The sequence below is a fragment of the Streptomyces sp. NPDC110618 genome, assembly GCF_055657065.1.
This window is the reverse complement of the sequence record NZ_JBVKBN010000014.1, coordinates 180,609-204,062: the sequence shown is the minus strand read 5'-3', so window position 1 is coordinate 204,062 and position 23,454 is coordinate 180,609. Positions and strand designations below refer to the sequence as shown.

General features: G+C 70.8%; 13 protein-coding genes. 10 read left to right on the top strand and 3 right to left on the bottom strand.

The window, feature by feature from the left end; all coding sequences use genetic code 11:
- The first annotated feature begins 47 nt into the window (after window positions 1–47).
- From ACZ7L7_RS24170 to ACZ7L7_RS24150, 5 genes are all read left to right on the top strand, one after another.
- Entirely contained in the window at window positions 48–1,829 is a 1,782-nt protein-coding gene (locus ACZ7L7_RS24170; protein ID WP_472077085.1) for an ABC transporter ATP-binding protein, read from the top strand.
- Window positions 1,826–3,673, top strand: coding sequence for an ABC transporter ATP-binding protein (locus tag ACZ7L7_RS24165; RefSeq protein WP_285510030.1), 1,848 nt, complete (start codon window positions 1,826–1,828; stop codon window positions 3,671–3,673). The genes ACZ7L7_RS24170 and ACZ7L7_RS24165 overlap by 4 nt, the downstream gene beginning before the upstream one ends.
- Window positions 3,674–4,059: 386 nt before the next feature.
- Window positions 4,060–6,111, top strand: a complete 2,052-nt coding sequence (locus ACZ7L7_RS24160) for a M4 family metallopeptidase (protein WP_472077083.1) — start codon at window positions 4,060–4,062, stop codon at window positions 6,109–6,111.
- Between the two features lie 205 nt (window positions 6,112–6,316).
- Window positions 6,317–7,963: a M4 family metallopeptidase gene (locus ACZ7L7_RS24155; protein WP_472077081.1), complete on the top strand. Its 1,647-nt coding sequence runs from the start codon at window positions 6,317–6,319 to the stop codon at window positions 7,961–7,963.
- 70 nt (window positions 7,964–8,033) lie between these two features.
- Window positions 8,034–8,540 carry a DUF1990 domain-containing protein gene (locus ACZ7L7_RS24150; protein ID WP_472077079.1) on the top strand — a complete coding sequence of 169 codons (507 nt, stop codon included), beginning with the start codon at window positions 8,034–8,036 and terminating at the stop codon, window positions 8,538–8,540.
- Between the two features lie 19 nt (window positions 8,541–8,559).
- On the opposite strand, the gene ACZ7L7_RS24145 is transcribed toward ACZ7L7_RS24150, so the two are convergent.
- A complete protein-coding gene (locus tag ACZ7L7_RS24145) occupies window positions 8,560–11,178 on the bottom strand; it encodes a glycosyltransferase family 1 protein (protein ID WP_472077077.1) in 2,619 nt (872 codons plus the stop codon).
- A gap of 338 nt (window positions 11,179–11,516) precedes the next feature.
- Between ACZ7L7_RS24145 and ACZ7L7_RS24140 the strand changes: the two genes are divergently transcribed.
- From ACZ7L7_RS24140 to glgB, 5 genes are all read left to right on the top strand, one after another.
- Entirely contained in the window at window positions 11,517–12,719 is a 1,203-nt protein-coding gene (locus ACZ7L7_RS24140; RefSeq protein WP_472077075.1) for a S8 family peptidase, read from the top strand.
- 248 nt (window positions 12,720–12,967) lie between these two features.
- Window positions 12,968–15,052 (top strand): alpha-1,4-glucan--maltose-1-phosphate maltosyltransferase, encoded by a 2,085-nt coding sequence (locus ACZ7L7_RS24135; RefSeq protein WP_472077073.1) that lies wholly within the window; start codon window positions 12,968–12,970, stop codon window positions 15,050–15,052.
- Window positions 15,049–16,749 carry a maltose alpha-D-glucosyltransferase gene (treS, locus tag ACZ7L7_RS24130; RefSeq protein ID WP_285510037.1) on the top strand — a complete coding sequence of 567 codons (1,701 nt, stop codon included), beginning with the start codon at window positions 15,049–15,051 and terminating at the stop codon, window positions 16,747–16,749. The genes ACZ7L7_RS24135 and treS overlap by 4 nt, the downstream gene beginning before the upstream one ends.
- Window positions 16,750–16,870: 121 nt before the next feature.
- A complete protein-coding gene (locus ACZ7L7_RS24125) occupies window positions 16,871–18,283 on the top strand; it encodes a maltokinase N-terminal cap-like domain-containing protein (RefSeq protein ID WP_472077071.1) in 1,413 nt (470 codons plus the stop codon).
- A complete protein-coding gene (glgB, locus tag ACZ7L7_RS24120; RefSeq protein ID WP_472077069.1) occupies window positions 18,280–20,727 on the top strand; it encodes a 1,4-alpha-glucan branching enzyme in 2,448 nt (815 codons plus the stop codon). Before ACZ7L7_RS24125 ends, glgB begins: the two co-directional genes overlap by 4 nt.
- On the opposite strand, the gene ACZ7L7_RS24115 is transcribed toward glgB, so the two are convergent.
- Both ACZ7L7_RS24115 and ACZ7L7_RS24110 read right to left on the bottom strand, forming a co-directional pair.
- A complete protein-coding gene (locus ACZ7L7_RS24115) occupies window positions 20,724–22,937 on the bottom strand; it encodes a HelD family protein (protein WP_472077097.1) in 2,214 nt (737 codons plus the stop codon). The two genes, glgB and ACZ7L7_RS24115, sit on opposite strands and share 4 nt — an antisense overlap.
- A gap of 197 nt (window positions 22,938–23,134) precedes the next feature.
- Complete coding sequence (locus ACZ7L7_RS24110) at window positions 23,135–23,449, bottom strand: thioredoxin family protein (protein WP_285510708.1); 315 nt, start codon at window positions 23,447–23,449, stop codon at window positions 23,135–23,137.
- Between the last annotated feature and the right edge of the window lie 5 nt (window positions 23,450–23,454).

The window sequence follows — 23,454 nt, the reverse complement described above, 5'->3', positions numbered from 1 at the left end:
AGAAACTCGGTGGGCGATGTCAGTGGCGATCCGTAGGCTCGCTCCTGATGTCCACTGCAACCGATACCCCCAGGCAACGTTCCGCCGTCCGGACCCTGTTGCGGCTGTGGCCGTACGTCCGGCCCGTCCGCGCTCGGCTGTTCAGCGCCGCGTTCGTGGCGATCCTCGCCTCGTGCGCCGGGCTGGTGATCCCGCTCGTGCTGAAGTGGATGGTGGACGGGCCGGTCGCCGACCGGGACCAGTCCGGGGTGTGGCTCGGTGCGCTGTTCCTGCTGCTGCTCGGGCTCGGTGAGGCGGTGCTGTTCGGGCTGCGGCGCTGGCTGGTGGCCCGGCCGCTGTCGCATGTCGAGGCCGAGATGCGGGCCGGGCTCTACGCGCATCTGCAGCGGCTGCCGATCGCCTTCCACGACCGGTGGGCGTCGGGGCAGTTGCTGTCGCGGGCGACCACCGATCTGATGATGGTGCGCATGTTCCTGGCGTTCCCGCTGACGTTCCTGCTGGTCAACAGCGTGACCATTCTGGTCGGCGTGATCATCATGCTGCTGCAGGACTGGACGCTGGGACTGGTGATCCTGGTGCCCGCGGTGCCGGTCATGTGGATGTGCGCGGTCTTCGAGAAGCGCTACGCCGAGGTGTCGCGGCGGGCGCAGGACCAGGTCGGGGATCTGACGACGGTCGTCGAGGAGAGCGTTCTCGGCATCCGGATCATCAAGGGGTTCGGGCGGCACCGCAGCCAGGCGCGGGCCTTCCGTGAGCTGTCGCGGGAGCTGCGCGGCACCGAGCTGCGCAAGGCCCGGCTGCTGGCGGTCATCTGGGCGGTGATCGTGACGCTGCCCGAGATCGCGGTCGGCGCGGCGCTGGTGCTGGGGTGTGTGCGGGTCGCGGACGGGGAACTGTCCGCGGGCACGCTGGTCGCGGTGCTGTCCACGGCGCTCGCGCTGCGCTGGCCGGTGGAGGCCATGGGGTTCCTGCTGGCGATGAGCCAGGAGGCGGCGACCGCCACGGAGCGGTACTTCGAGGTGATGGACGAGCGGCCGGAGTCGAGGGACCGCGCGGTGCCGGACGCCCCGGCGGACGGGCCGGCCGGACTGCGCTTCCACGGCGTCTCGTTCCGCTATCCCGACGCCCCGCCGGACTCCCCGCCCGTCCTGGACGGCATCGACCTGCACATCCGGCCCGGTGAGTCGCTGGCCCTGGTCGGCGCGACCGGCTCGGGCAAGACCACGCTCACCGCGCTGGTGCCGCGGCTGCACGAGGTCACCTCCGGGCGGATCACCCTCGACGGCGAGGACATCATGGCCATGTCCCGCGAGGAGCTGCGCGCGAAGGTGGCCGTCGCGTTCGAGGAGCCCACGCTGTTCTCGGCCTCCGTCGGCGAGAACGTGCTCATGGGCGCCGCGGACGGCGCCGGGCCCGTCGAACTGGACCGCGCGCTGGCCGTCGCCCAGGCGGACTTCGCGCACTCCCTGCCGCAGGGCACCGACACCCAGGTCGGCGAGCAGGGGCTCAGCCTCTCCGGCGGGCAGCGGCAGCGGCTGGCGCTGGCCCGGGCCGTGGTGGGCAAGCCACGCTTCTTGGTACTGGACGATCCGCTGTCGGCGCTGGACGTGCACACCGAGGCCGCGGTGGAGGCCGCGCTGCGCGAGGTGCTGGCGGAGACCACGGCGCTGATCGTGGCGCACCGCCCGTCCACCGTGCTGCTCGCCGACCGGGTCGCGCTGCTGTCCGGCGGACGGATCGCGGCGGTCGGCACCCACCACGAACTGCTGCGTACGAACGCCGAGTACGCCCATCTGATGTCGGGAGCGGACGAGGAGGTCCAGCGATGACGGCGCCCACGACCACGGCACCGGCCAAGGCGGCGCCGCGGCCCGAGGAGCACGGCGACGCCTTCGACCGGGACGTGCTGCCCACCGCCCCGGGCGCCACCGGGGCGCTGCTGCGGTCGCTGCTGGCCCCGATGAAGGCGCGGGTGGCGGTGACCACGCTGCTGCTCCTGCTCCAGCAGGCGGCCGTGCAGGCGGGCCCGCTGCTGGTGGCGTACGCCATCGACGAGGCGGTGCCCGCGTTCCGCCACGACGACCTCGGCCCGCTGATCGCGGTGGCCGTGGGCTATCTGCTCTGCGCGGCCCTGGCCGGCGCCCTGCAATACGCGTTTATCGTCGCCGCGGCCCGCGTCAACCAGGACGTTCTGCTGGATCTGCGCGGCCGGATCTTCCGGCACGCGCAGGCGCTGAGCATCGACTTCCACGAGCGCTACACGAGCGGCCGTTTGATCTCCCGGTCCACCACGGACGTGGAGTCGCTGCGGGAGCTGCTGGACGAGGGGCTGCAGGAACTCGTCATGGTCGTCCTGTCGTCCGTCTACATCTGCGTGCTGCTGCTGTGGCTGGACCTCGGGCTCGGCGCGCTCGCGGTGGCCTCCTTCGCGCCGCTGTACCTGCTCATGCGCGCCTACCGGCGGCGGGCCGGGCGGGTGTACCGGTTGCGGTCCACCGCGATCGCCGCGGTGATCGTGAAGTTCGTGGAGACGATGAACGGGATCCGGCCGGTGCGCGCGTTCCGCCGCGAGGCGGTCAACGACGCCGACTTCGGCGTGCTGAACAAGCGCCACGAGCGCACCAACGGGGACGCGCTGCTGGAGATGGCCCGCTATGTGGTGGGCTCCCGGGTGGTGGCCAACACGGCGGTCGCGCTGATCGTGCTGTGGGGTGCCCACCGGGTCGCGGGCGACACCCTGGCGCTCGGTGTGCTGGCGGCGGCGGTGCTGTACCTGCGGCGGCTGTACGACCCGATCGACCGGCTCGCGATGTTCCTCAACTCCTACCAGTCGGCGGCGGCCTCGCTGGAGAAGATCGCGGGGCTGCTGGCGCAGACCCCGTCGGTGCCGGAACCGGCCAACCCGAAGGAGCTGCCGGTCCGGGAGTCGCAGCACCCGGGCCGCGAGGTCGTCTTCGACGGCGTGCGGTTCGCCTACCGCACCGGCGGTGAGGTGCTGCCCACCTTCGACCTGACCCTGCCGGCCGGGCAGACGGTCGCCGTGGTCGGCTCCACCGGCGCGGGCAAGTCGACGCTGGCGAAGCTGTTGGCCCGGTTCTATGACCCCTCCGACGGACGGGTGCTGCTGGACGGCGTGGACCTGCGCGACCTGCCGAACGCCGAACTGCGGCGCGGAGTGGTGATGGTGACCCAGGAGGCGTTCCTCTTCTCCGGCACCGTCGCCGAGAACATCGCCATCGGGCGGCCGGACGCCACCCGGGAGGAGGTCGAGCGGGCCGCGAAGGCGATCGGGGCACACGAGTTCATCAGCTCCCTGCCCGAGGGCTACGACACCGACGTCCGCAAGCGGGGCGGTCGCATCTCGGCCGGGCAGCGCCAACTCGTGGCGTTCGCACGGGCGTTGCTGGCCGACCCGGCGGTGCTGATCCTCGACGAGGCGACCAGTTCGCTGGACATCCCCGGCGAGCGGGCGGTGCAGCGGGCGATGGCGACGGTGCTGCAGGGGCGTACGGCCGTGGTGATCGCGCACCGGCTGTCGACGGTGGAGATCGCGGACCGGGTACTGGTGATGGAGCACGGGCGGATTGTGGAGGACGGCACACCCGCCGAACTCATCGCGGGCACGGGGCGGTTCGCGGACCTGCACCGGGCTTGGCGGGACAGTTTGGCCTGACCCGGCTGCTCCCCGGGGCGCACGGCCCAAGGCCGTGTCCGCGAAGTCCCGCCTGCCGCCCGACGCCCGGGGAACCCCGGCCGCCGGGCGGCACAAACCCGCCGGGCCGGGTCCGGGACAACTTGGCCGGAAGCGTCCGTATTCCGAACAGGAACTCCCGGACAACGAACGAATTCCGGCCAAGTTTCTGACGCGCCCCTGACAGAACCAATGATCCCCTGCCACTCTTCCCACGGCTGCTTCACAGCAACCCCATAGCCAGACCGCTGTGACCGGCCGACGCTCCCGCACGTGTTCTGCGCACCACCCAGTTCTGCCCGGCCGGCCCACCCGCCGGACGGTCTCCCCTGGCCGCGCGATCCGCGGCCGCGCAGAAGGAGTCAGTTTTGAGAAGCAGTTCCTCAGACCGACGCACCTCCCACAGATCCACCACCCGCCGGGCCGCCGCTGTCGCCCTGGTCGGTGTCTCCGCCCTGATCGCCGCCGCCGTCCAGTCGGGCGCCGCCTCGGCCGCCCCGGAGCAGGCCCGGCCCGCCGCCGGCAAGGTCCTCCCGGGCGCGGAATCGGTCAAGCTCACGCCCGCCCAGCGCGCCGAGCTGATCCGCACCCAGAGCGCCAACGCCGCGGACACCGCGCGCGAACTGGGCCTGGGCGCCAAGGAGAAGCTGGTCGTCCGCGACGTGGTCAAGGACGGCAACGGCACCCTCCACACCCGCTACGAGCGCACCTACGACGGACTGCCGGTCCTCGGCGGCGACCTCGTGGTCAAGAGCACCAAGTCCGACGCCACGGCGGCCGTGCTGAAGGCCACCAAGAAGGCGATCAAGCCGGCCACCACGAAGGCCGCCGTCACCAAGGCCAAGGCCGAGCGCCAGGCCCTGTCCGCCGCGAAGGCCGAGCACGCCAAGGGCGCGGACGTCGACCGGGCGCCCCGCAAGGTGATCTGGGCCGCGAGCGGCACCCCGAAGGTCGCCTACGAGACGGTCGTCGGCGGCTTCCAGCACGACGGCACCCCGCAGGAGCTGCACGTCGTCACCGACGCCACCACGGGCGAGAAGCTCTACGAGTGGGAGGCCATCGCGACCGGCACCGGCCACACGGTGTACTCGGGCACGGTGGACCTGACCACCACGCAGTCGGGTTCGACGTACAACCTCACCGACGGCGCGCGCGGCGGGCACAAGACGTACAACCTCAACCGCGGCACCTCGGGCACCGGCACGCTCTTCTCCGGTCCCGACGACGTGTGGGGCAACGGCAGCCCGTCCAACGCGGAGTCCGCCGCCGCGGACGCGCACTACGGCGCGGCGCTGACGTGGGACTACTACAAGAACGTGCACGGGCGAAGCGGCATCCGCGGTGACGGCGTCGGCGCCTACTCGCGGGTCCACTACGGCAACAACTACGTCAACGCGTTCTGGTCCGACAGCTGCTTCTGCATGACGTACGGCGACGGCTCGGGCAACTCCAACCCGCTGACCGCGATCGACGTGGCCGGGCACGAGATGACCCACGGGCTCACCTCCGTGACCGCGCGTCTGGTCTACAGCGGCGAGTCCGGCGGCCTGAACGAGGCGACCAGCGACATCTTCGGCTCGACCGTGGAGTTCTACGCCAACAACTCCTCCGACGTGGGTGACTACCTCATCGGCGAGGAGATCAACATCAACGGCGACGGCACCCCGCTGCGCTACATGGACAAGCCGAGCAAGGACGGCGCGTCCAAGGACAACTGGTACTCCGGTATCGGGTCGATCGACGTGCACTACTCGTCCGGCCCCGCCAACCACTTCTTCTACCTGCTGAGCGAGGGCAGCGGCACCAAGACCATCAACGGTGTCACCTACAACTCGCCCACCGCGGACGGCCTTCCGGTCACCGGCATCGGCCGGGCCAAGGCGGAGAAGATCTGGTTCCGCGCGCTGACCACGAAGTTCTCGTCCAACACCAACTACGCGGGCGCCCGCACCGGCACCCTGGCGGCGACCGCCGAGCTGTACGGCGCCGACAGCGCCGAGTACGCGGCCGTGCAGCACGCCTGGGCGGGCGTCGCGGTGGGCTCGCGCCCCGGTGACGGCGGCGGTGGCGGCACCGTCTTCGAGAACAACACCGACGTCGCGATCCCGGACCGCGGCTCCGCGGTCACCTCGTCGATCACCGTCACCGGCCGGACCGGCAACGCCCCGTCCAATCTCCAGGTCGGCGTGGACATCGTCCACACCTACATCGGTGACCTCAAGGTGGATCTGATCGCCCCCGGCGGCTCGGTCTACACGCTGAAGGGCTACGGCACCGGCGGCAGTTCGGACAACATCAACACCACGTACACCGTCAACGCCTCCTCCGAGACGGCCAACGGCACCTGGAAGCTGAGGGTCCAGGACAACGCGTCGTGGGACACGGGCTACATCAACGGCTGGAAGCTGACGTTCCCGTAGAGCGTCCGGCTCCCCTGTGACCAGGGCGCCGTCCCGGAGGTTCAACTCCCCGGGGCGGCGCCCGCTTTACATTCCTGAAACGTTCACCGGACAGTCGGTTTTCGGTCAACATCATCAGGGGGTCATGACATGTACGCGTCTCAAGTGTCACTCTCTCCTCACCCGCCGCACAACTTCCCGCCCCACCCCCACATAAGGAGCTTGTGTGACCCCCCGCTACGCGCGTCACAAGCGCACCACCCTGGCCATCGCCACCGCGGTCGCGGCCGGAGCCCTCCTCACCACCGGTCTGACCAGCACCGGCGCCGCCGCCAAGACGGACCGGGCCGCCGGCGCCTCCCCCGTGCTCCTGTCCTCCTCCGCCCGCACCGCGCTGATCGAGCAGGCCACCGCCGAGGCCCCGGCCACGGCCGAGGAGATAGGCCTCGGCGCCAAGGAGGAACTGGTCGTCAAGGACGTGGTGAAGGACGCCGACGGCACCACCCACACCCGCTACGAGCGCACCTACGCAGGGCTCCCCGTCCTCGGCGGCGACCTCGTCGTGCACGAGTCGCCCACGGGCGAGACCGAGGGCGTCACCCGGGCCACCAAGGCCGCCCTCAAGGTCGCCGACCTCACCGCGGACATCACCAGGTCCGCCGCCGAGAAGCAGGCCGTACGCGCCGCCAAGACCGAGGGCTCCACCAAGTCCGCCGCCGACCGGGCGCCCCGCAAGGTGATCTGGGCCGCGAGCGGCACCCCCAAGCTGGCCTACGAGACGGTCGTCGGCGGCTTCCAGCACGACGGCACCCCGCAGGAGCTGCACGTCGTCACCGACGCCACCACCGGCGAGAAGCTCTACGAGTGGGAGGCGATCCAGACCGGCACCGGCAACAGCCAGTACAGCGGAACCGTCACCATCGGCACCTCCCTGTCGGGCTCGACGTACCAGCTCAACGACACCACGCGCGGCAACCACAAGACGTACAACAAGGCGCGCGCCACCTCCTCCTCGGCGGGCACCCTGTTCACCGACGCGGACGACACCTGGGGCACCGGCACCGCGTCCAGCTCCTCCACCTCGCAGACCGCCGCCGTGGACGCCCACTACGGCGCCCAGGTCACCTGGGACTTCTACAAGAACGTCCTCGGCCGCAACGGCATCAAGAACAACGGCGTCGCCGCCTACTCCCGGGTCCACTACGGCAACGCCTACATCAACGCCTTCTGGTCGGACAGCTGCTTCTGCATGACCTACGGCGACGGCGCGGGCAATGTGAAGCCGCTGACCTCCCTGGACGTGGCCGGGCACGAGATGACCCACGGCGTCACCTCCAACACCGCCGGGCTCAACTACTCCGGCGAGTCGGGCGGTCTGAACGAGGCGACCTCCGACATCCTCGGCACGGCCGTGGAGTTCTACGCGGCCAACTCCAAGGACGCCGGCGACTACCTCATCGGCGAGAAGATCGACATCAACGGCGACGGCACCCCGCTGCGCTACATGGACAAGCCGAGCAAGGACGGCGCGTCCAAGGACTACTGGTCCTCGTCGCTGGGCAGCGTGGACGTGCACTACTCCTCCGGCCCCGCGAACCACTTCTTCTTCCTGCTGAGCGAGGGCAGCGGCAGCAAAACCATCAACGGGGTCAGCTACAACTCCCCCACCTACAACGGCTCCACGGTCACCGGCATCGGTCGGGACAAGGCGGTCAAGATCTGGTATAAGGCACTCACCTCGTACATGACCTCGACCACCAACTACAAGGGTGCCCGCACCGCCACACTGAACGCGGCGACGGCCCTGTACGGCTCCGGCAGCACCGAGTACAACGCGGTCGCCGCAGCCTGGAGCGCGGTCAACGTCAGCTGACCGGTTAGACGTTCCACGGGGCGGCACCCCGGACCGCGGGGTTCCGGGTGCCGCCCTACTCTTGGGACCCATGTCCTTCAGCTACGAGCACGTCGGCGGCACCCGGGAGCACGACTTCTGCCCGCCCGGATTCCACCCCCTGCATGTGCGCACCCGCATAGGCGAGGGCCACGACGTCTTCCACCGGGCCGCCGAGGCCGTGCTGACCTGGGACCTGCACCGCACCATGGGCGTCGGCATGGACACCTCCGCCGACCGGGCGGCACCCGGCGTGGACGTCACGGTGACCCTGGCCGGGGTCATCAAGGCGCCCTGCCGGGTGGTGTGGACGGTGGAGGAACCCCGCCGCGCGGGCTGGGCGTACGGCACGCTGGCCGGGCACCCGGAGTGCGGCGAGGAGTCCTTCGTGGTCGACCGCACCGGGGACGGCACCGTGTGGCTGACGGTGCACGCCTTCAGCCGGGCCGCCAAGTGGTACGCCCGCGCGGGCGGTCCGGCCACGCGCGGGCTCCAGCAGGCGTACGCCCGCAGGTGCGGGACGGTACTGCGGAGGCTGGCCGCGAGCCCCAAGAGCTGACGCCCGCCCCGCCCGTACCTCAGCGCAGCAGCACCCCCGCGCCCTCCACCACGTCCTCCGACGGAGCGGTCACCAGGCCCAGCTCCGCACCGGACGCCAGCAGCCGGTGCGCCGGAAGGATGCGTACCGTGTAGCCGTACGGCCCGGTGCGGTCCAGGGAGAGCGGGCCCTCGTACACCCAGCGCCCGTCCAGGTCGGGGCCGCCCACCGACTTCAGCGGGACCGTCGCCGCGTCGGTGATGCGGTCCTCGGAGTCCACCCGGCCCGAGACCGCCTGCACCTCCACGTCGTCCGGCGCCAGTTCGCCGAGCCCGACCCGGACCCTCAGGCTCAGGGTGGTGCCCAGTTCCGCGGTGGTCGCGGCCACCGAGGTCTCCACATGGTCGACGCTCACCCCGTGCCAGGCGCCGCGCACCCGCGCCTTCCACGCCGACAGTTCCCGCGCCGCGTCGGCGTCCATCGAGCGGTGCGCCTGCGCGGCCGGGGCGTACAGCCGCTCGACGTACTCCCGGACCATCCGCCCGGCCAGCACCTTCGGGCCGAGCAGGGTGAGGGTCTGGCGGACCATCTCGATCCAGCGGCCCGGCAGACCGTGCTGGTCACGCTCGTAGAACCGCGGGGTCACCCGCTGCTCCAGCAGGTCGTACAGCGCCGCCGCCTCAATGTCGTCACGCCGGTCCGGGTCGGTGCCCGAGCCGTCCGCGGTGGGGATCGCCCAGCCGAAGTCGGGCTGGAACCACTCGTCCCACCAGCCGTCCAGCACCGAGAGGTTGAGACAGCCGTTCAGCGCCGCCTTCATCCCGGACGTGCCGCACGCCTCCAGCGGACGCAGGGGGTTGTTCAGCCAGATGTCGCAGCCCGGGTACAGCTTCTGCGCCATCGCCATGCCGTAGTCGGGCAGGAAGACGATCCGGTGCCTGACCCTTGGGTCGTCGGCGAACCGCACCAGCTCCTGGATGAGCTTCTTGCCGCCGTCGTCCGCCGGGTGCGCCTTGCCCGCCACGACGAGCTGCACCGGCCGCTCCGGATGCAGCAGCAGGTCCATCAGCCGGTCCCGGTCGCGCAGCATCAGGGTGAGCCGCTTGTACGACGGCACCCGGCGGGCGAAGCCGATGGTCAGCACGTCCGGGTCGAGCACCCCGTCGACCCAGCCCAGCTCCGCGCTGCCCGCCCCGCGCTGCCGCCAGGACGCCCGCAGCCGCTCGCGCACCTCCACCACGAGCTGCTCGCGCAGCACCCGGCGCAGCTCCCAGATGTCCTGGTCGGGGATGTCCGCCACCGCGTCCCAGCGCTCCGAGCCGCCGACCGTGAACGCGTCCTCGGTGCGCTGGGCGCCGATCTGCCGCGCCCCCAGCCGGAACACCTCCGGTGCCACCCAGGTCGGGGCGTGCACGCCGTTGGTGACCGAGGTGATCGGCACCTCGTCGGCGTCGAAGCCCGGCCAGAGCCCGGAGAACATCTCCCGGCTGACGTTGCCGTGCAGCAGCGAGACCCCGTTGGCCCGCTGGCCGAGCCTGAGGCCCATCACGGCCATGTTGAAGAGGTTCGGCTCGCCTCCCGGGTAGGTCTCCATGCCGAGCTGGAGGATCCGCTCGACGGCGATGCGCGGGAGTTCGGCGTCGGGGCCGAAGTGGCGGGCGACCAGCTCCCGGTCGAAGCGGTCGATACCGGCCGGGACGGGGGTGTGGGTGGTGAACACGGTGCCCGCCCGCACCGCCTCCAGCGCGGCGTCGAAGTCCAGCCCGTCGTCGACGAGTTCGGCGATCCGCTCCAGGCCGAGGAAGCCCGCGTGCCCCTCGTTGGTGTGGAAGACCTCGGGCGCCGCGTGCCCGGTGAGGCGGCAGTACGTCCGGACCGCCCGCACACCTCCTATGCCGAGGAGCATCTCCTGCAGCAGCCGGTGCTCGCTGCCGCCGCCGTAGAGCCGGTCGGTGACACCGCGTTCGCCGAGGTCGTTCTCCTCCACGTCGGAGTCGAGGAGCAGCAGCGGCACGCGGCCGACCTGGGCCAGCCAGATCCGGGCGTGCAGCGAGCGGCCGCCGGGCAGGGCGAGGGAGACCTGGGCGGGGGTGCCGTCGGGCTCCTTCAGCAGCGCCACCGGCAGCTCGTTGGGGTCGAGCACCGGGTAGTGCTCCTGCTGCCAACCGTCCCGGGACAGGGACTGCCGGAAGTAGCCGTGCCGGTACAGCAGCCCCACGCCGATGAGCGGTACGCCCAGGTCGCTGGCGGCTTTCAGGTGGTCGCCGGCGAGGATGCCGAGGCCGCCGGAGTACTGCGGGAGGGCGGCGGTGATGCCGAACTCGGGTGAGAAGTAGGCGATGGCCGCCGGCAGGTCGGCGGACTGGGACTGATACCAGCGGTCCCCGGAGACGTAGTCGGCCAGGTCGTCGGCGGCAGCGGTGAGCCGGCGCAGGAAGCGGCGGTCCTCGGCCAGCTCGGTCAGTCTGTCCGGTGACACACTGCCGAGCAGGCGTACGGGGTCACCGTCCGAGGAGGCCCAGCGCTCCGGGTCGACGGACTGGAACAGATCGCGGGTCTCCGCATGCCAGGACCAGCGCAGATTACGCGCCAGATCACTGAGCGGCCGGAGGGGTTCGGGGAGAACGGGACGGACGGTGAATCGACGGATCGCCTTCACATTCCACCTCGGCAGGCGTGCGGAAGAGGACGCACGGCGGTGTGCGCCTTGTCATCATCTGCACGGTATCGGTGCGGGCGCTCGGTAACCACGGCGCCTTTTTTCGCGTCGGTGTCGTACTGGAGCCGTACTCGACCCGGAGCGCACGCGCACTCCGCCCGAAAAACGCCGCAACCGTCCCGGGTCCGCCATTCGCGATATGGCCGATTCCGCCCCTGTGGGTGTCCTTGTGGCGACTTCACCGCCCACGAGAGGCTGCTGATGGCGTTCCGGCCGTCGCCGGGTGCACCCGGCGGGGAAGGGGGGCCGGACGCCGAGTCGAGGAGGGGACTCGGAGCATGGCACGGACGCGAGCAGGGCGTCTGCGCTGGGCAGGGGGGCTGACCGCGGTGACCTGTGCCGCGGCGCTTTCGGCCGTCGGCCCGCCCGCACACGCCGCACCGGAAGGGCACATACTCGGCGCCGGTCTGCCCGGCACCGTCGGCGGAAGCTACCTGGTGACACTCAAGGGGGATACGGAGGCCCGCTCGGCGGCCGGTCGAGAGACGGTCGAGGAGTACGGGGCGGAAATCAGCCATACCTACGACACGGTCCTCAACGGGTACGCGGTGACCGCGAGCGAGAGACAGGCAAGGAGGCTCGCCGCCGACCCCCGGGTCTCCTCGGTCGTCCAGGACACCCGGGTGACGCTCGAACACACCCAGAAGAATCCCCCGTCCTGGGGACTCGACCGTGTCGATCAGCGGAACCTGCCGCTGGACCGGCGCTACACCTCGCCGAAGTCCCGGGGCGCCGGAGTGACGGTGTACGTCATCGACACCGGCATACGGATCTCCCACAAGGACTTCGGCGGCCGGGCGAGACACGGCTGGGACTTCGTGGGGGGCGACGCCTCGGCGGGGGACGGCAACGGCCACGGCACCCATGTGGCGGGCACGGTCGCCGGGGCGAAGTACGGCGTCGCCAAACGGGCGAAGGTGGTCTCCGTACGGGTCCTCGACAACGCGGGCGCCGGGACGACCGCCCAGGCCATCGCCGGGATCGACTGGGTGACCCGGAACGCCCGGAAGCCGGCGGTCGCCAATCTCTCCCTGGGCGGCCCGTACAACGCGCAGCTCGACGCGGCCGTACGCAACTCCATCGCCTCCGGTGTCACGTACACCGTCGCCGCGGGCAACAGCGGGCTGCCGGCCGGGCTGTACTCCCCCTCCGGGGTGGGCCAGGCGATCACGGTCGGCGCCACCGACCGCGACGACGCGCGGGCTGAGTTCTCGAACTACGGCTCGGTCCTCGACCTGTTCGCCCCGGGCGTCGCGATCACCTCCGCGTCGCACACGGGCGACAGCGCGAAGGCCACCTATTCGGGTACGTCGATGGCGGCGCCGCACGCGGCGGGCGCGGCGGCGCTCTACCTGGCCGACCACCGCACGGCCAAGCCGGCCCAAGTGGCCAAGGCGCTACGGGCGAAGGCGGCGAACGGGAAGGTATACGGACGCGGACCCGGATCGCCGAACAAACTGCTCCAAGTACCGGGTTCGTAGCGGCGTATTCGCGGCACGTCCAGGACCGATCGAAATTGACCTGGAAGGACCGGCCCCGCCCTCCGTGGACGGGGCCGGACTTGTGTGCCGACATACGCGTGAGTAGTTAACAAAGTGCCGGATTGCCCACCCGAATAGGGTGGGAAGGCTCCTCCGGTACACCCCACAGGCACGCCACAGCAGCACCCCGCAGGACCCACCTCCCCATAGCCATCCGCCCACCCACGTTGACGCGGACAGGAGCGGTCATGCCCGCCAAGCACCACTCGTCGGCACCCCCGACGCGCACCACCAAGAAGCCCCCCGCCAAGCGCCCGGCCGCCGCCGGACCCACCGCCGCGGGGGAACCCCCCGCGGACCGGGTCCCGGTGATCGGGCGCATACCCGTCCTCGACGTCCGGCCGCTCGTGCAGAACGGCCGCCGCCCCGCGAAGGCGGTCGTGGGCGAGACGTTCGAGGTCTCGGCGACCGTGTTCCGGGAGGGGCACGACGCCGTGGCCGCCAATGTCGTCCTGCGGGACCCCTCGGGCCGGGAGGGCCCGTGGACCCCGATGCGCGAACTGGCCCCCGGCAGCGACCGCTGGGGCGCCGAGGTCACCCCCACCTCCCCAGGGCGGTGGACGTACTCCGTGGAGGCGTGGGGCGATCCGGTGGCCACCTGGCGCCATCACGCGCGCATCAAGGTGCCGGCCGGGATGGACACCGACCTGGTCCTGGAGGAGGGCGCCCGGCTGTACGAACGCGCCGCCACCGAGGTCCCCGCGAAACAGCGGCGCGTCCTGCTCACCGCCGCCGCCCGGCTGCGCGACGACTCCCTCGCCCCGACCGCCCGGCTGGCGGCGGCGCTGACCGACGAGGTGGAGCGGGTGCTGGCGCGGTATCCGCTGCGGGAGTTGGTGACCGCCTCGGAGCCGCTGCCGCTGCTGGTGGAGCGGGAGCGGGCGCTGTTCGGGTCCTGGTACGAGTTCTTCCCCCGCTCCGAGGGCACCGCCGAGGAACCCCACGGCACGTTCCGGACGGCGGCGCGGCGTCTTCCGGCGATCGCGGGCATGGGCTTCGACGTGGTGTACCTCCCGCCGATCCATCCCATCGGCACGACCTGGCGCAAGGGCCGCAACAACACCCTCGACCCCACCCCGGACGATGTCGGGGTGCCGTGGGCGATCGGCTCGCCGGAGGGCGGTCACGACGCGGTGCATCCGAAGCTGGGCACGCTGGAGGACTTCACCTGGTTCGTCGAGCAGGCCCGCGGCCATGGTCTTGAGGTGGCCCTGGACTTCGCGCTGCAGTGCTCCCCGGACCATCCGTGGGTGAGCAAGCACCCGGAGTGGTTCCACCACCGCCCGGACGGGACGATCGCGTATGCGGAGAACCCGCCGAAGAAGTACCAGGACATCTACCCCATCGCCTTCGACGCGGACATGGACGGCCTGGTCGCCGAGACGGTGCGGGTGCTGCGGCACTGGATGGGCTGCGGGGTGCGGATCTTCCGCGTGGACAACCCCCACACCAAGCCGGTCGTCTTCTGGGAGCGGGTGATCGGCGAGATCAACCGCACCGACCCGGACGTGATCTTCCTGGCGGAGGCGTTCACCCGCCCGGCGATGATGCGCACCCTGGCCCAGATCGGCTTCCAGCAGTCCTACACCTACTTCACCTGGCGCAACACCAAGCAGGAGCTCACCGAGTACCTGACCGAGCTGTCGGGGGAGGCGGCGGCCTACATGCGGCCGAACTTCTTCGCCAACACCCCCGACATCCTGCACGCCTTCCTCCAGCACGGCGGACGCCCCGCCTTCGAACTGCGCGCCGTGCTCGCCGCGACCCTCTCCCCCACCTGGGGCATCTACAGCGGCTACGAACTGTGCGAGAACACCCCCCTGCGCGAGGGCAGCGAGGAATACCTCGACAGCGAGAAGTACCAACTCCGCCCGCGCGACTGGGACACCGCCGACACCATCGCCCCCCTCATCACCAAGCTCAACAGCATTCGACGTGAGAATCCCGCCCTGCGGCAGTTGCGCAATCTTCGCTTCCACCACGCCGACAAGGATCAGGTGATCGTCTACTCGAAGCGGTCGGGGTCGAACACGGTTGTGGTGGTCGTCAACCTCGACCCCCACCACACCCAGGAGGCGACGGTCTCGTTGGACATGCCGCAACTCGGCCTGGAATGGCACGAGTCGGTGCCGGTGCGCGACGAGCTCTCCGGCGAGACCTATCACTGGGGCAGAACCAACTACGTGCGTCTGGAGCCCGGCCGGGCACCGGCGCACGTCTTCTCGGTTCTGCGACCGTCCACCCCGCAGATCGGAGGGTCACCCACAAAATGATCGTCAACGAGCCCGTCCCGGACACCTTCGAGGACACCCCGGCCAAGGACCGGGACCCCGACTGGTTCAAGCGAGCCGTCTTCTACGAGGTGCTCGTCCGTTCCTTCCAGGACAGCAACGGTGACGGCGTCGGTGATCTCAAGGGCCTGACCGCCAAGCTGGACTATCTGCAGTGGCTCGGCGTCGACTGCCTGTGGCTGCCGCCGTTCTTCAAGTCCCCGCTGAGGGACGGCGGCTACGACGTCTCCGACTACACCGCCGTCCTGCCCGAGTTCGGCGACCTCGCCGACTTCGTGGAGTTCGTGGACGCCGCCCACCAGCGCGGCATGCGGGTGATCATCGACTTCGTCATGAACCACACCAGCGACCAGCACCCGTGGTTCCAGGAGTCGAGAAACGACCCCGAGGGTCCCTACGGGGACTACTACATGTGGGCCGACGACGACAAGCAGTACGCCGACGCGCGGATCATCTTCGTCGACACCGAGGCCTCCAACTGGACGTTCGACCCGGTCCGCAAGCAGTACTTCTTCCACCGGTTCTTCTCCCACCAGCCGGACCTCAACTACGAGAACCCGGCGGTGCAGGAGGAGATGATCTCCGCACTGCGGTTCTGGCTGGACCTCGGCATCGACGGCTTCCGCCTCGACGCCGTGCCCTACCTCTACGCGCAGGAGGGCACCAACTGCGAAAACCTTCCGGCGACACACGAGTTCCTGAAGCGGGTGCGCAAGGAGATCGACGCGCACTATCCGGACACGGTGCTGCTGGCGGAGGCCAACCAGTGGCCCGAGGACGTCGTCGACTACTTCGGCGACTACCGCAGCGGCGGCGACGAGTGCCACATGGCGTTCCACTTCCCCGTCATGCCGCGGATCTTCATGGCGGTACGGCGGGAGTCGCGGTACCCGGTCTCCGAGATCCTCGCCAAGACGCCGGAGATCCCGTCGGGCTGTCAGTGGGGCATCTTCCTGCGCAACCACGACGAGCTGACCCTGGAGATGGTCACCGACGAGGAACGCGACTACATGTGGGCCGAGTACGCGAAAGACCCGCGGATGCGCGCCAACATCGGCATCCGCCGCCGCCTCGCCCCCCTCCTCGACAACGACCGCAACCAGATCGAACTCTTCACCGCACTCCTGCTCTCCCTCCCCGGCTCGCCGATCCTCTACTACGGCGACGAGATCGGCATGGGCGACAACATCTGGCTCGGCGACCGCGACGCCGTCCGCACCCCCATGCAGTGGACCCCCGACCGCAACGCGGGCTTCTCGTCCAGCGATCCGGGGCGGCTCTACCTGCCGACGATCATGGACCCGGTCTACGGCTACCAGGTGACGAACGTCGAGGCCTCCATGGCCTCCCCCTCGTCCCTGCTGCACTGGACCCGCCGGATGATCGAGATCCGCAAGCAGAACCCCGCCTTCGGACTCGGCTCGTACACCGAACTCCAGTCGTCCAACCCGGCGGTGCTGGCGTTCCTGCGCGAGTACGAGGACGACATCGTGCTGTGCGTGCACAACTTCTCGCGGTTCGCGCAGCCGACGGAGCTGGATCTGCGGCGGTTCAGCGGACGGCACCCCGTCGAGTTGTTCGGCGGGGTGCGATTCCCGGCCATCGGGGAACTGCCGTACTTGCTGACGCTGGCGGGGCACGGCTTCTACTGGTTCCGCCTCCGCAAGGAGAACAGCTAGACGCACATCCAGGACCACGGCCGGGGCGACCGGTGCACGGCCCGGCGGGGCGGTTTCCCCCGTCCCGCCGGGGGCACGCATCACTCACACCCCGCCACTCCCGGGGAAAGGACGCGACGTCATGTCGGAAGCCGTCAGCCGTACCCTCACCTCGACTCCGGGCCTGCTGGAATCGCTGGATCCGCTGCTGCGGGAGTGGCTGCCACGGCAGCGGTGGTTCGCCGGGAAAGGGCGTCCCGTCACCGGGTTCACCCTGGTCGGCGCCACCGAACTACTGCCCTCCGACAGCAAGCTGGGCCTGTACCACCTGCTGGTCCGCGCCGAGCAGTCCCCCGTGCCCGGCGACTGCTACCAGCTCCTCATAGGTGTGCGCGAGGCGCTGCCGCCCCGGCTGGCGCCCGCGCTGATCGGCCATGTGGACCGGGGCCCGCTCACCGGACGGACGGTGTACGAGGCCCTGTACGACCCCCGGCCCGCCGAGGTGCTCCTGGAGGCGCTGCGCGCCAGGGCGCGTATCGGCGGGCTCTTCTTCGAGGCGGACAAGGAGCAGGAGATCCGTCCGGGCCTGGTGCCCCGGGTGGTGACCTCCGAGCAGTCCAACTCCTCGATCGTCTACGGGGACACCTACATCCTGAAGCTGCTGCGCCGGGTGGTGCCCGGCGTCAACCCCGATCTGGAGCTGCCGCTGGCGCTGGCCCGCGAGGGCTGCCCCCGGGTGCCCCCGCCGACGGCGTGGATACGGGCGGAGCTGGACGGGGAGCCGTATGTGCTCGGGGTGCTCCAGCCCTTCGTGCAGGGCGCCGCGGACGGCTGGGAGCTGGCGCTGCGCGAACTGGCCAAGGGGGAGGACTTCGTCGCCGAGGCGAGGGCGCTCGGCCGGGCCACCGCCGAGGTGCACACCGTCCTGGCCCGCGCCCTGCCCACGGTCACCCTCGGCCGCGCCCAGGTGGAGCTGATGACCGCCTCGATGACGGAGCGTCTGGCGGCGGCCGCGCAGGCGGTGCCCGCGCTCCGGCCGTACGAGCCGGGCCTGCGCTCCGCCTTCGAGGCGCTGGCCGCGCTGGCGGCGGAGGGCCGCACCTGGACCGCCCAGCGGGTCCACGGCGATCTGCATCTGGGCCAGTGTCTGCGCTCGCCCGCCGGACAGTGGTGGCTGATCGACTTCGAGGGGGAACCGGCCAAGTCGCTCACCGAGCGGAGGATGCCGCAGCCCCCGCTGCGGGACATCGCCGGAATGCTGCGCTCCTTCGACTACGCGGCCCACTCCACCCCCTCGCCGGTGCCGGGCTGGGCCGAGAGCTGCCGGGCGGCGTACTGCTCCGGCTACGCCGAGGTCTCCGGCACGGACCCGCGCACCGACCCGGTACTGCTGCGGGCCTGTGAGACCGACAAGGCGGTCTACGAGGTCGTCTACGAGGCCCGCCACCGCCCCGACTGGCTTCCGGTACCGCTGTCGGCCGTACGCCGTCTCGCCCTGGACGACGGCACCACATCCCCGCTCACCTCACCCGCGCCCAGGAGGCCCCACCCGTGACCCGCCGAGCCCCGTCCCCCGGTCCGGACCCGCACGAGTCGGCCGAGCAGACGTCCGAGGAGAAGAGCGTCGTGAAGAAGGCGGCGAAGAAGGCCGCCAAGAAGTCCGCGACGAAGAAGGCCACCGCGAAGAAGGCCGCCGCCAAGAAGGCGGCGCCGAAGAAGGCGGCCAAGGCCCCCGCGAAGAAGGCCACGGCCAAGAAGACCACGGCCAAGAAGTCCTCGCCGAAGAAGTCCCCCGCCAAGAAGCCGGCCCCGGCCCCCGAGGTCGTCGCCGTCTCCCCCGCCGTCAACGCCGACGACCGTGCCCGGCTCCTCGCCGGCACCCATCACGAACCGCACGCCGTGCTCGGCGCGCATCTCGTGCCCGGCGGTGTGGCCTTCCGGGCCTTCCGGCCGTACGCCCGTTCCGTGACCGTGCTCACCGGGGACGCCCGGACCGAGCTGCACGACGACGGCGAGGGGTTCTTCTCGGGGCTGCTGCCGCTGCCGGAGGTGCCGGAGTACCGGCTGCTGGTGGTGTACGACGGCGCGGAGCTGGAGATCGAGGACCCGTACCGTTTCCTGCCCGCGCTGGGTGAGCTGGACCTGTATCTGATCGGCGAGGGGCGGCACGAGGAGCTGTGGCGGGCGCTCGGCGCCGAGCCCATGACGCACCAGGGCGTGTCCGGCACCCGGTTCACGGTGTGGGCGCCGAACGCGCGCGGGGTGCGGCTGGCGGGCACCTTCAACTTCTGGGACGGCACCGGGTTCCCGATGCGCTCGCTGGGTTCGTCCGGGGTGTGGGAGCTGTTCGTCCCGGCGATAGGCGAGGGCGAGCTGTACAAGTTCGAGATCACCCGGCCCGACGGTTCGCGCACCCTGCGCGCCGACCCGCTGGCCCGCCGTACCGAGGCGCCGCCGAACACCTCCTCGATCGTGCACTCCTCGACGTACGAGTGGGGCGACGCGGAGTGGATGGCGCGGCGCGGGGAGACCCCCGTGCACGAGGCGCCGTTCTCGGTCTACGAGGTCCACCTCCCGTCCTGGCGGCCGGGGCTCACCTACCGACATCTCGCCGAGCAACTCCCCTCGTACGTCAAGGACCTGGGCTTCACGCATGTGGAGTTCATGCCGGTCGCCGAGCACCCGTTCGGCGGTTCCTGGGGCTACCAGGTCACCGGCTTCTACGCACCGACGGCCCGGCTGGGCACGCCGGACGACTTCAAGTTCCTGGTGGACGCCCTGCACCGGGCGGGCATCGGGGTGCTCATGGACTGGGTGCCGGCCCACTTCCCGCGCGACGACTGGGCGTTGGCCGAGTTCGACGGGCGTCCGCTGTACGAGCACGAGGACCCGTTGCGCTCGGCGCATCCCGACTGGGGCACGCTGGAGTTCGACTTCGGGCGGCGCGAGGTGCGCAACTTCCTGGTGGCGAACGCCCTTTACTGGTGCGAGGAGTTCCACATCGACGGGCTGCGGGTGGACGCGGTCGCCTCGATGCTCTACCTGGACTACTCGCGGGAGCCGGGGCAGTGGACGCCGAACGTCTTCGGCGGGCGGGAGAACCTGGACGCGGTGGCGTTCCTGCAGGAGATGAACGCCACGGTCTACCGGCGTTCGCCGGGCGTGGTGACCATCGCGGAGGAGTCCACCGCGTGGGAGGGCGTGACCCGGCCGACCGACAGCGGCGGACTCGGCTTCGGGCTGAAGTGGAACATGGGCTGGATGCACGACTCGCTGGGCTATCTCGCCCATGAGCCGGTGCACCGCAAGTACCACCACCACGAGATGACCTTCTCGATGGTGTACGCCTACAGCGAGAACTACGTGCTGCCGATCTCGCACGACGAGGTCGTGCACGGCAAGCGGTCGCTGGTGTCGAAGATGCCGGGCGACTGGTGGCAGCAGCGCGCCAACGACCGGGCGTACCTGGGCTTCATGTGGGCCCACCCCGGCAAGCAACTGCTGTTCATGGGGCAGGAGTTCGCGCAGGGCGCCGAGTGGTCGGAGGCGCACGGGCCGGACTGGTGGCTGCTGGATTCGGCCTACGGCGCCGAGCCGGACCACCGGGGTGTGCGGGACCTGGTCCGGGACCTGAACACGGTGTACCGGCACACCCCGGCGCTGTGGCAGCGGGACACCGATCCGGCCGGTTTCCGGTGGGTGGTCGGCGACGCGGCGGACGACAATGTCTTCGCCTTCCTGCGCCACGCCGCCGACGGCACTCCCCTGCTGGCGGTCTCCAACTTCTCGCCCGTGGTACGTCACGACTACCGCCTCGGGGTGCCCGAGGAGGTGCCCGCCTGGTACGAGGCCCTGAACACGGACGCGGCCCGGTACGGCGGCAGCGATGTCGTCAATCCGGAGGCCGTGAAGCCAGAAGGCCAGCCCTGGCACGGCTTTTCGACGAGCGTCCGCCTGACGCTGCCGCCGCTGGCGACGGTCTGGCTGCGCCCCGCCTAGGCCGCCAGCCCCTCGGGCAGGTTCCCGGTGTGCAGGACGCCCAGCCTCTGCGTCGCCCGGGTCAGGGCGACGTAGAGGTCGCTGGTGCCGTAGCGGCCGGGTTCGACGACCAGGACCGAGTCGAACTCCAGGCCCTTGGCCTGGCGCGGGTCCAGCAGGACGACGGTTCGGGTGAGGTCCGGTTCCGCGCCCGCCGTCACCCCGTCGAGGCGGGCGGCGATGCGGCGGTGCAGGTCGCGCGGGGCGATCACCGCCAGGCGGCCCTCCTCCGGGGTGAGTTCGGCGACCGCCTCGGCGACCGCGCCCGGCACGTCGTCGGTTGCGCGGACCCAGGGGCGTACGCCGGTGGACCGCACCGAGCTGGGCGGCTCGAAGTCCGGGTTCTCGGCGCGGACCACGCCCGCCGCCAGCTCCATGATCTCGGCCGGGGTGCGGTAGTTGACGCCGAGCCGGGTGTGCGTCCAGCGGTCCTCGACATACGGCTGGAGGATGTCCGCCCAGGAGCCGACGCCCGCCGCCTCGGCGGTCTGCGCCGGGTCGCCGACCAGGGTCATCGAGCGGGTCGGGCTGCGCCGCATCAGCAGCCGCCAGGCCATCGGGGACAGCTCCTGCGCCTCGTCGACGATGATGTGCCCGAACGCCCAGGTGCGGTCGGCCGCGGCGCGCTCGGCGGCGCTGCGGTGGTCCTCTTCCTCCTGCCGCTCGGCGAACCGCTCGGCGTCGATGATGTCGTGCGCCGAGAGCACCTCCGACTCGTCGTCGTCCTTGTCCTCGAACTCGTAGGTACGGGAGGCGTAGGAGACGTCCAGCACGCCCTGCGCGTAGGCGACCTGGGTCTCCCGCTCGCGTTCGGCGCGCAACCGGGCCGCCCGGTCGTCGTCGCCGAGGAGTTCGGCGGCCTCGTCGAGCAGGGGGACGTCCGCCACCGTCCAGGCCCGGGTCACCGGGCGGCGTACGGCGGCCGCGTCGGCGTCGGGGAGGTAGCCCTCGGGCTCGGCGAGGAAGTCGGCGACCAGGCGCTGCGGGGTGAGCACCGGCCACAGCCGGTCGATCGCGGACCAGACCTCGGGGTTCTCGGCCAGCTCGTCGCGGATCTGGGTGATGTCGCTGGGGTCCAGCAGATTCGTACCGTCGTAGGGGTCGGTGCCGATGCGTTCGGCGACCATGTCGGTGAGGGTGTTGAGGATGTGGCCCTCGAAGACCTCGCGGGCGGCGTTGTGCGGGAGTTTGGCGGCGCGGGTGCGGTCACGGGCGACGCTCACCAGACCGTCGTCGAGCATCAGCACCTCGCGGTCGTGCTCGATCGCGAGGACCGGGTCGGGCAGGGCCTGCCGGTCGCGTACGACGGCGGCGAGCACGTCGGCCATGTCGGCGCGGCCCTTCACGGCGGCCGCCTCCGGGCTGTCCGTGGCGGTCGCCCGTACCCCCGGGAACAGCTCGCCGACCGTCGCCAGCAGCACACCCGTCTCACCGAGGGAGGGCAGCACCTCGCCGATGTAGCCGAGGAAGGCGGGGTTGGGGCCGACGATCAGGACGGCGCGGCGGGCGAGGAGTTCGCGGTGCTCGTAGAGGAGGTAGGCGGCCCGGTGCAGGGCGACGGCGGTCTTGCCGGTGCCGGGGCCGCCCTCGACGACCAGGACGCCGCGGTGCGGGGCGCGGATGATCTCGTCCTGTTCGGCCTGGATGGTGCGCACGATGTCGCCCATGCGGCCGGTGCGCGCGGAGTTGAGGGCGGCGAGCAGCACGGCGTCGCCGCTGGGGTCCTCGTGGCCGGTGCGTTCCTCGTCGCCGAGGTCGAGGATCTCGTCGTGCAGCGCGGTGACGGTCCGGTCGTGGGTGCTGATGTGCCGGCGCCTGCGCAGGCCCATGGGGGTGTGGCCGGTGGCCAGGTAGAAGGGGCGGGCGACATCGGCGCGCCAGTCGATGAGGATGGGGGTGCGCTCGGCGTCGTCGGTGCGCAGTCCGATACGGCCGATGTGGTGGCTGACGCCGGAGGAGAGGTCGATCCGGCCGAAGCAGAGCGAGCCGTCGACCGAGTTCAGGGCGGCGAGCAGACCGGAGCGTTCGGCGACCAGGATGTCCCGCTCCAGGCGGGCCTGCATCGGCGTGTTTCCCTGGGCGAGCGCGTCGGTGACCCCGGCCTGGGTCTCACCGCGCAGCTCGTCGACGCGCGCGTAGAGGCCGTCGATGAATTTCTGCTCGGCGCGCATTTCGTCGTCCGGAAATTCGCTGTTTGACAATTCCACTCCCGCCCGGATATACTGCGCTTACTCAGCTTCTTCGCGGCCTATTTCTTCTGATGAAGCTTCTTCTGAAGTCGTGAATCATTGAATATACGCAAAGAAATCCCCCGGACGCAATTACCCGGGGGATTTCCGCTGTTCCGGACCCTTGCTCCGGACCCTGGTCAGACGACGTCGGCCAGCTCCTCCAGCAGCCGCCGCTTCGGCCGCGCCCCGACCATCGACTTCACCGGCTCCCCGTCCCGGAAGACCATGAAGGTCGGCATGGACAGCACCTTGTAGGCGTTGGTGATGTCGGGATTGCGGTCCACGTTCAACTGCACGACCTTCAGCCGTTCCCCGGTCTCCTCGTCCAGCGCGCGCAGCACCGGCCCCATCTGCCGGCACGGCGGGCACCAGTCGGCGGTGAACTCCACCAGCACCGGTCGCCCCGCCCCGATGACCTCGCTCTCGAAGTCGACGTCGGTCACTTCCTGCACCACGG

Bases quoted from the DNA above. Each gene is read 5' to 3' on its own strand.
- ACZ7L7_RS24170 (WP_472077085.1), top strand. From the start codon at position 48: ATGTCCACTGCAACCGATACCCCCAGGCAACGTTCCGCCGTCCGGACC.
- ACZ7L7_RS24165 (WP_285510030.1), top strand. From the start codon at position 1,826: ATGACGGCGCCCACGACCACGGCACCGGCCAAGGCGGCGCCGCGGCCC.
- ACZ7L7_RS24150 (WP_472077079.1), top strand. From the start codon at position 8,034: ATGTCCTTCAGCTACGAGCACGTCGGCGGCACCCGGGAGCACGACTTC.
- ACZ7L7_RS24140 (WP_472077075.1), top strand. From the start codon at position 11,517: ATGGCACGGACGCGAGCAGGGCGTCTGCGCTGGGCAGGGGGGCTGACC.
- ACZ7L7_RS24135 (WP_472077073.1), top strand. From the start codon at position 12,968: ATGCCCGCCAAGCACCACTCGTCGGCACCCCCGACGCGCACCACCAAG.
- treS (WP_285510037.1), top strand. From the start codon at position 15,049: ATGATCGTCAACGAGCCCGTCCCGGACACCTTCGAGGACACCCCGGCC.
- ACZ7L7_RS24125 (WP_472077071.1), top strand. From the start codon at position 16,871: ATGTCGGAAGCCGTCAGCCGTACCCTCACCTCGACTCCGGGCCTGCTG.
- ACZ7L7_RS24115 (WP_472077097.1), bottom strand. From the start codon at position 22,937: ATGCGCGCCGAGCAGAAATTCATCGACGGCCTCTACGCGCGCGTCGAC.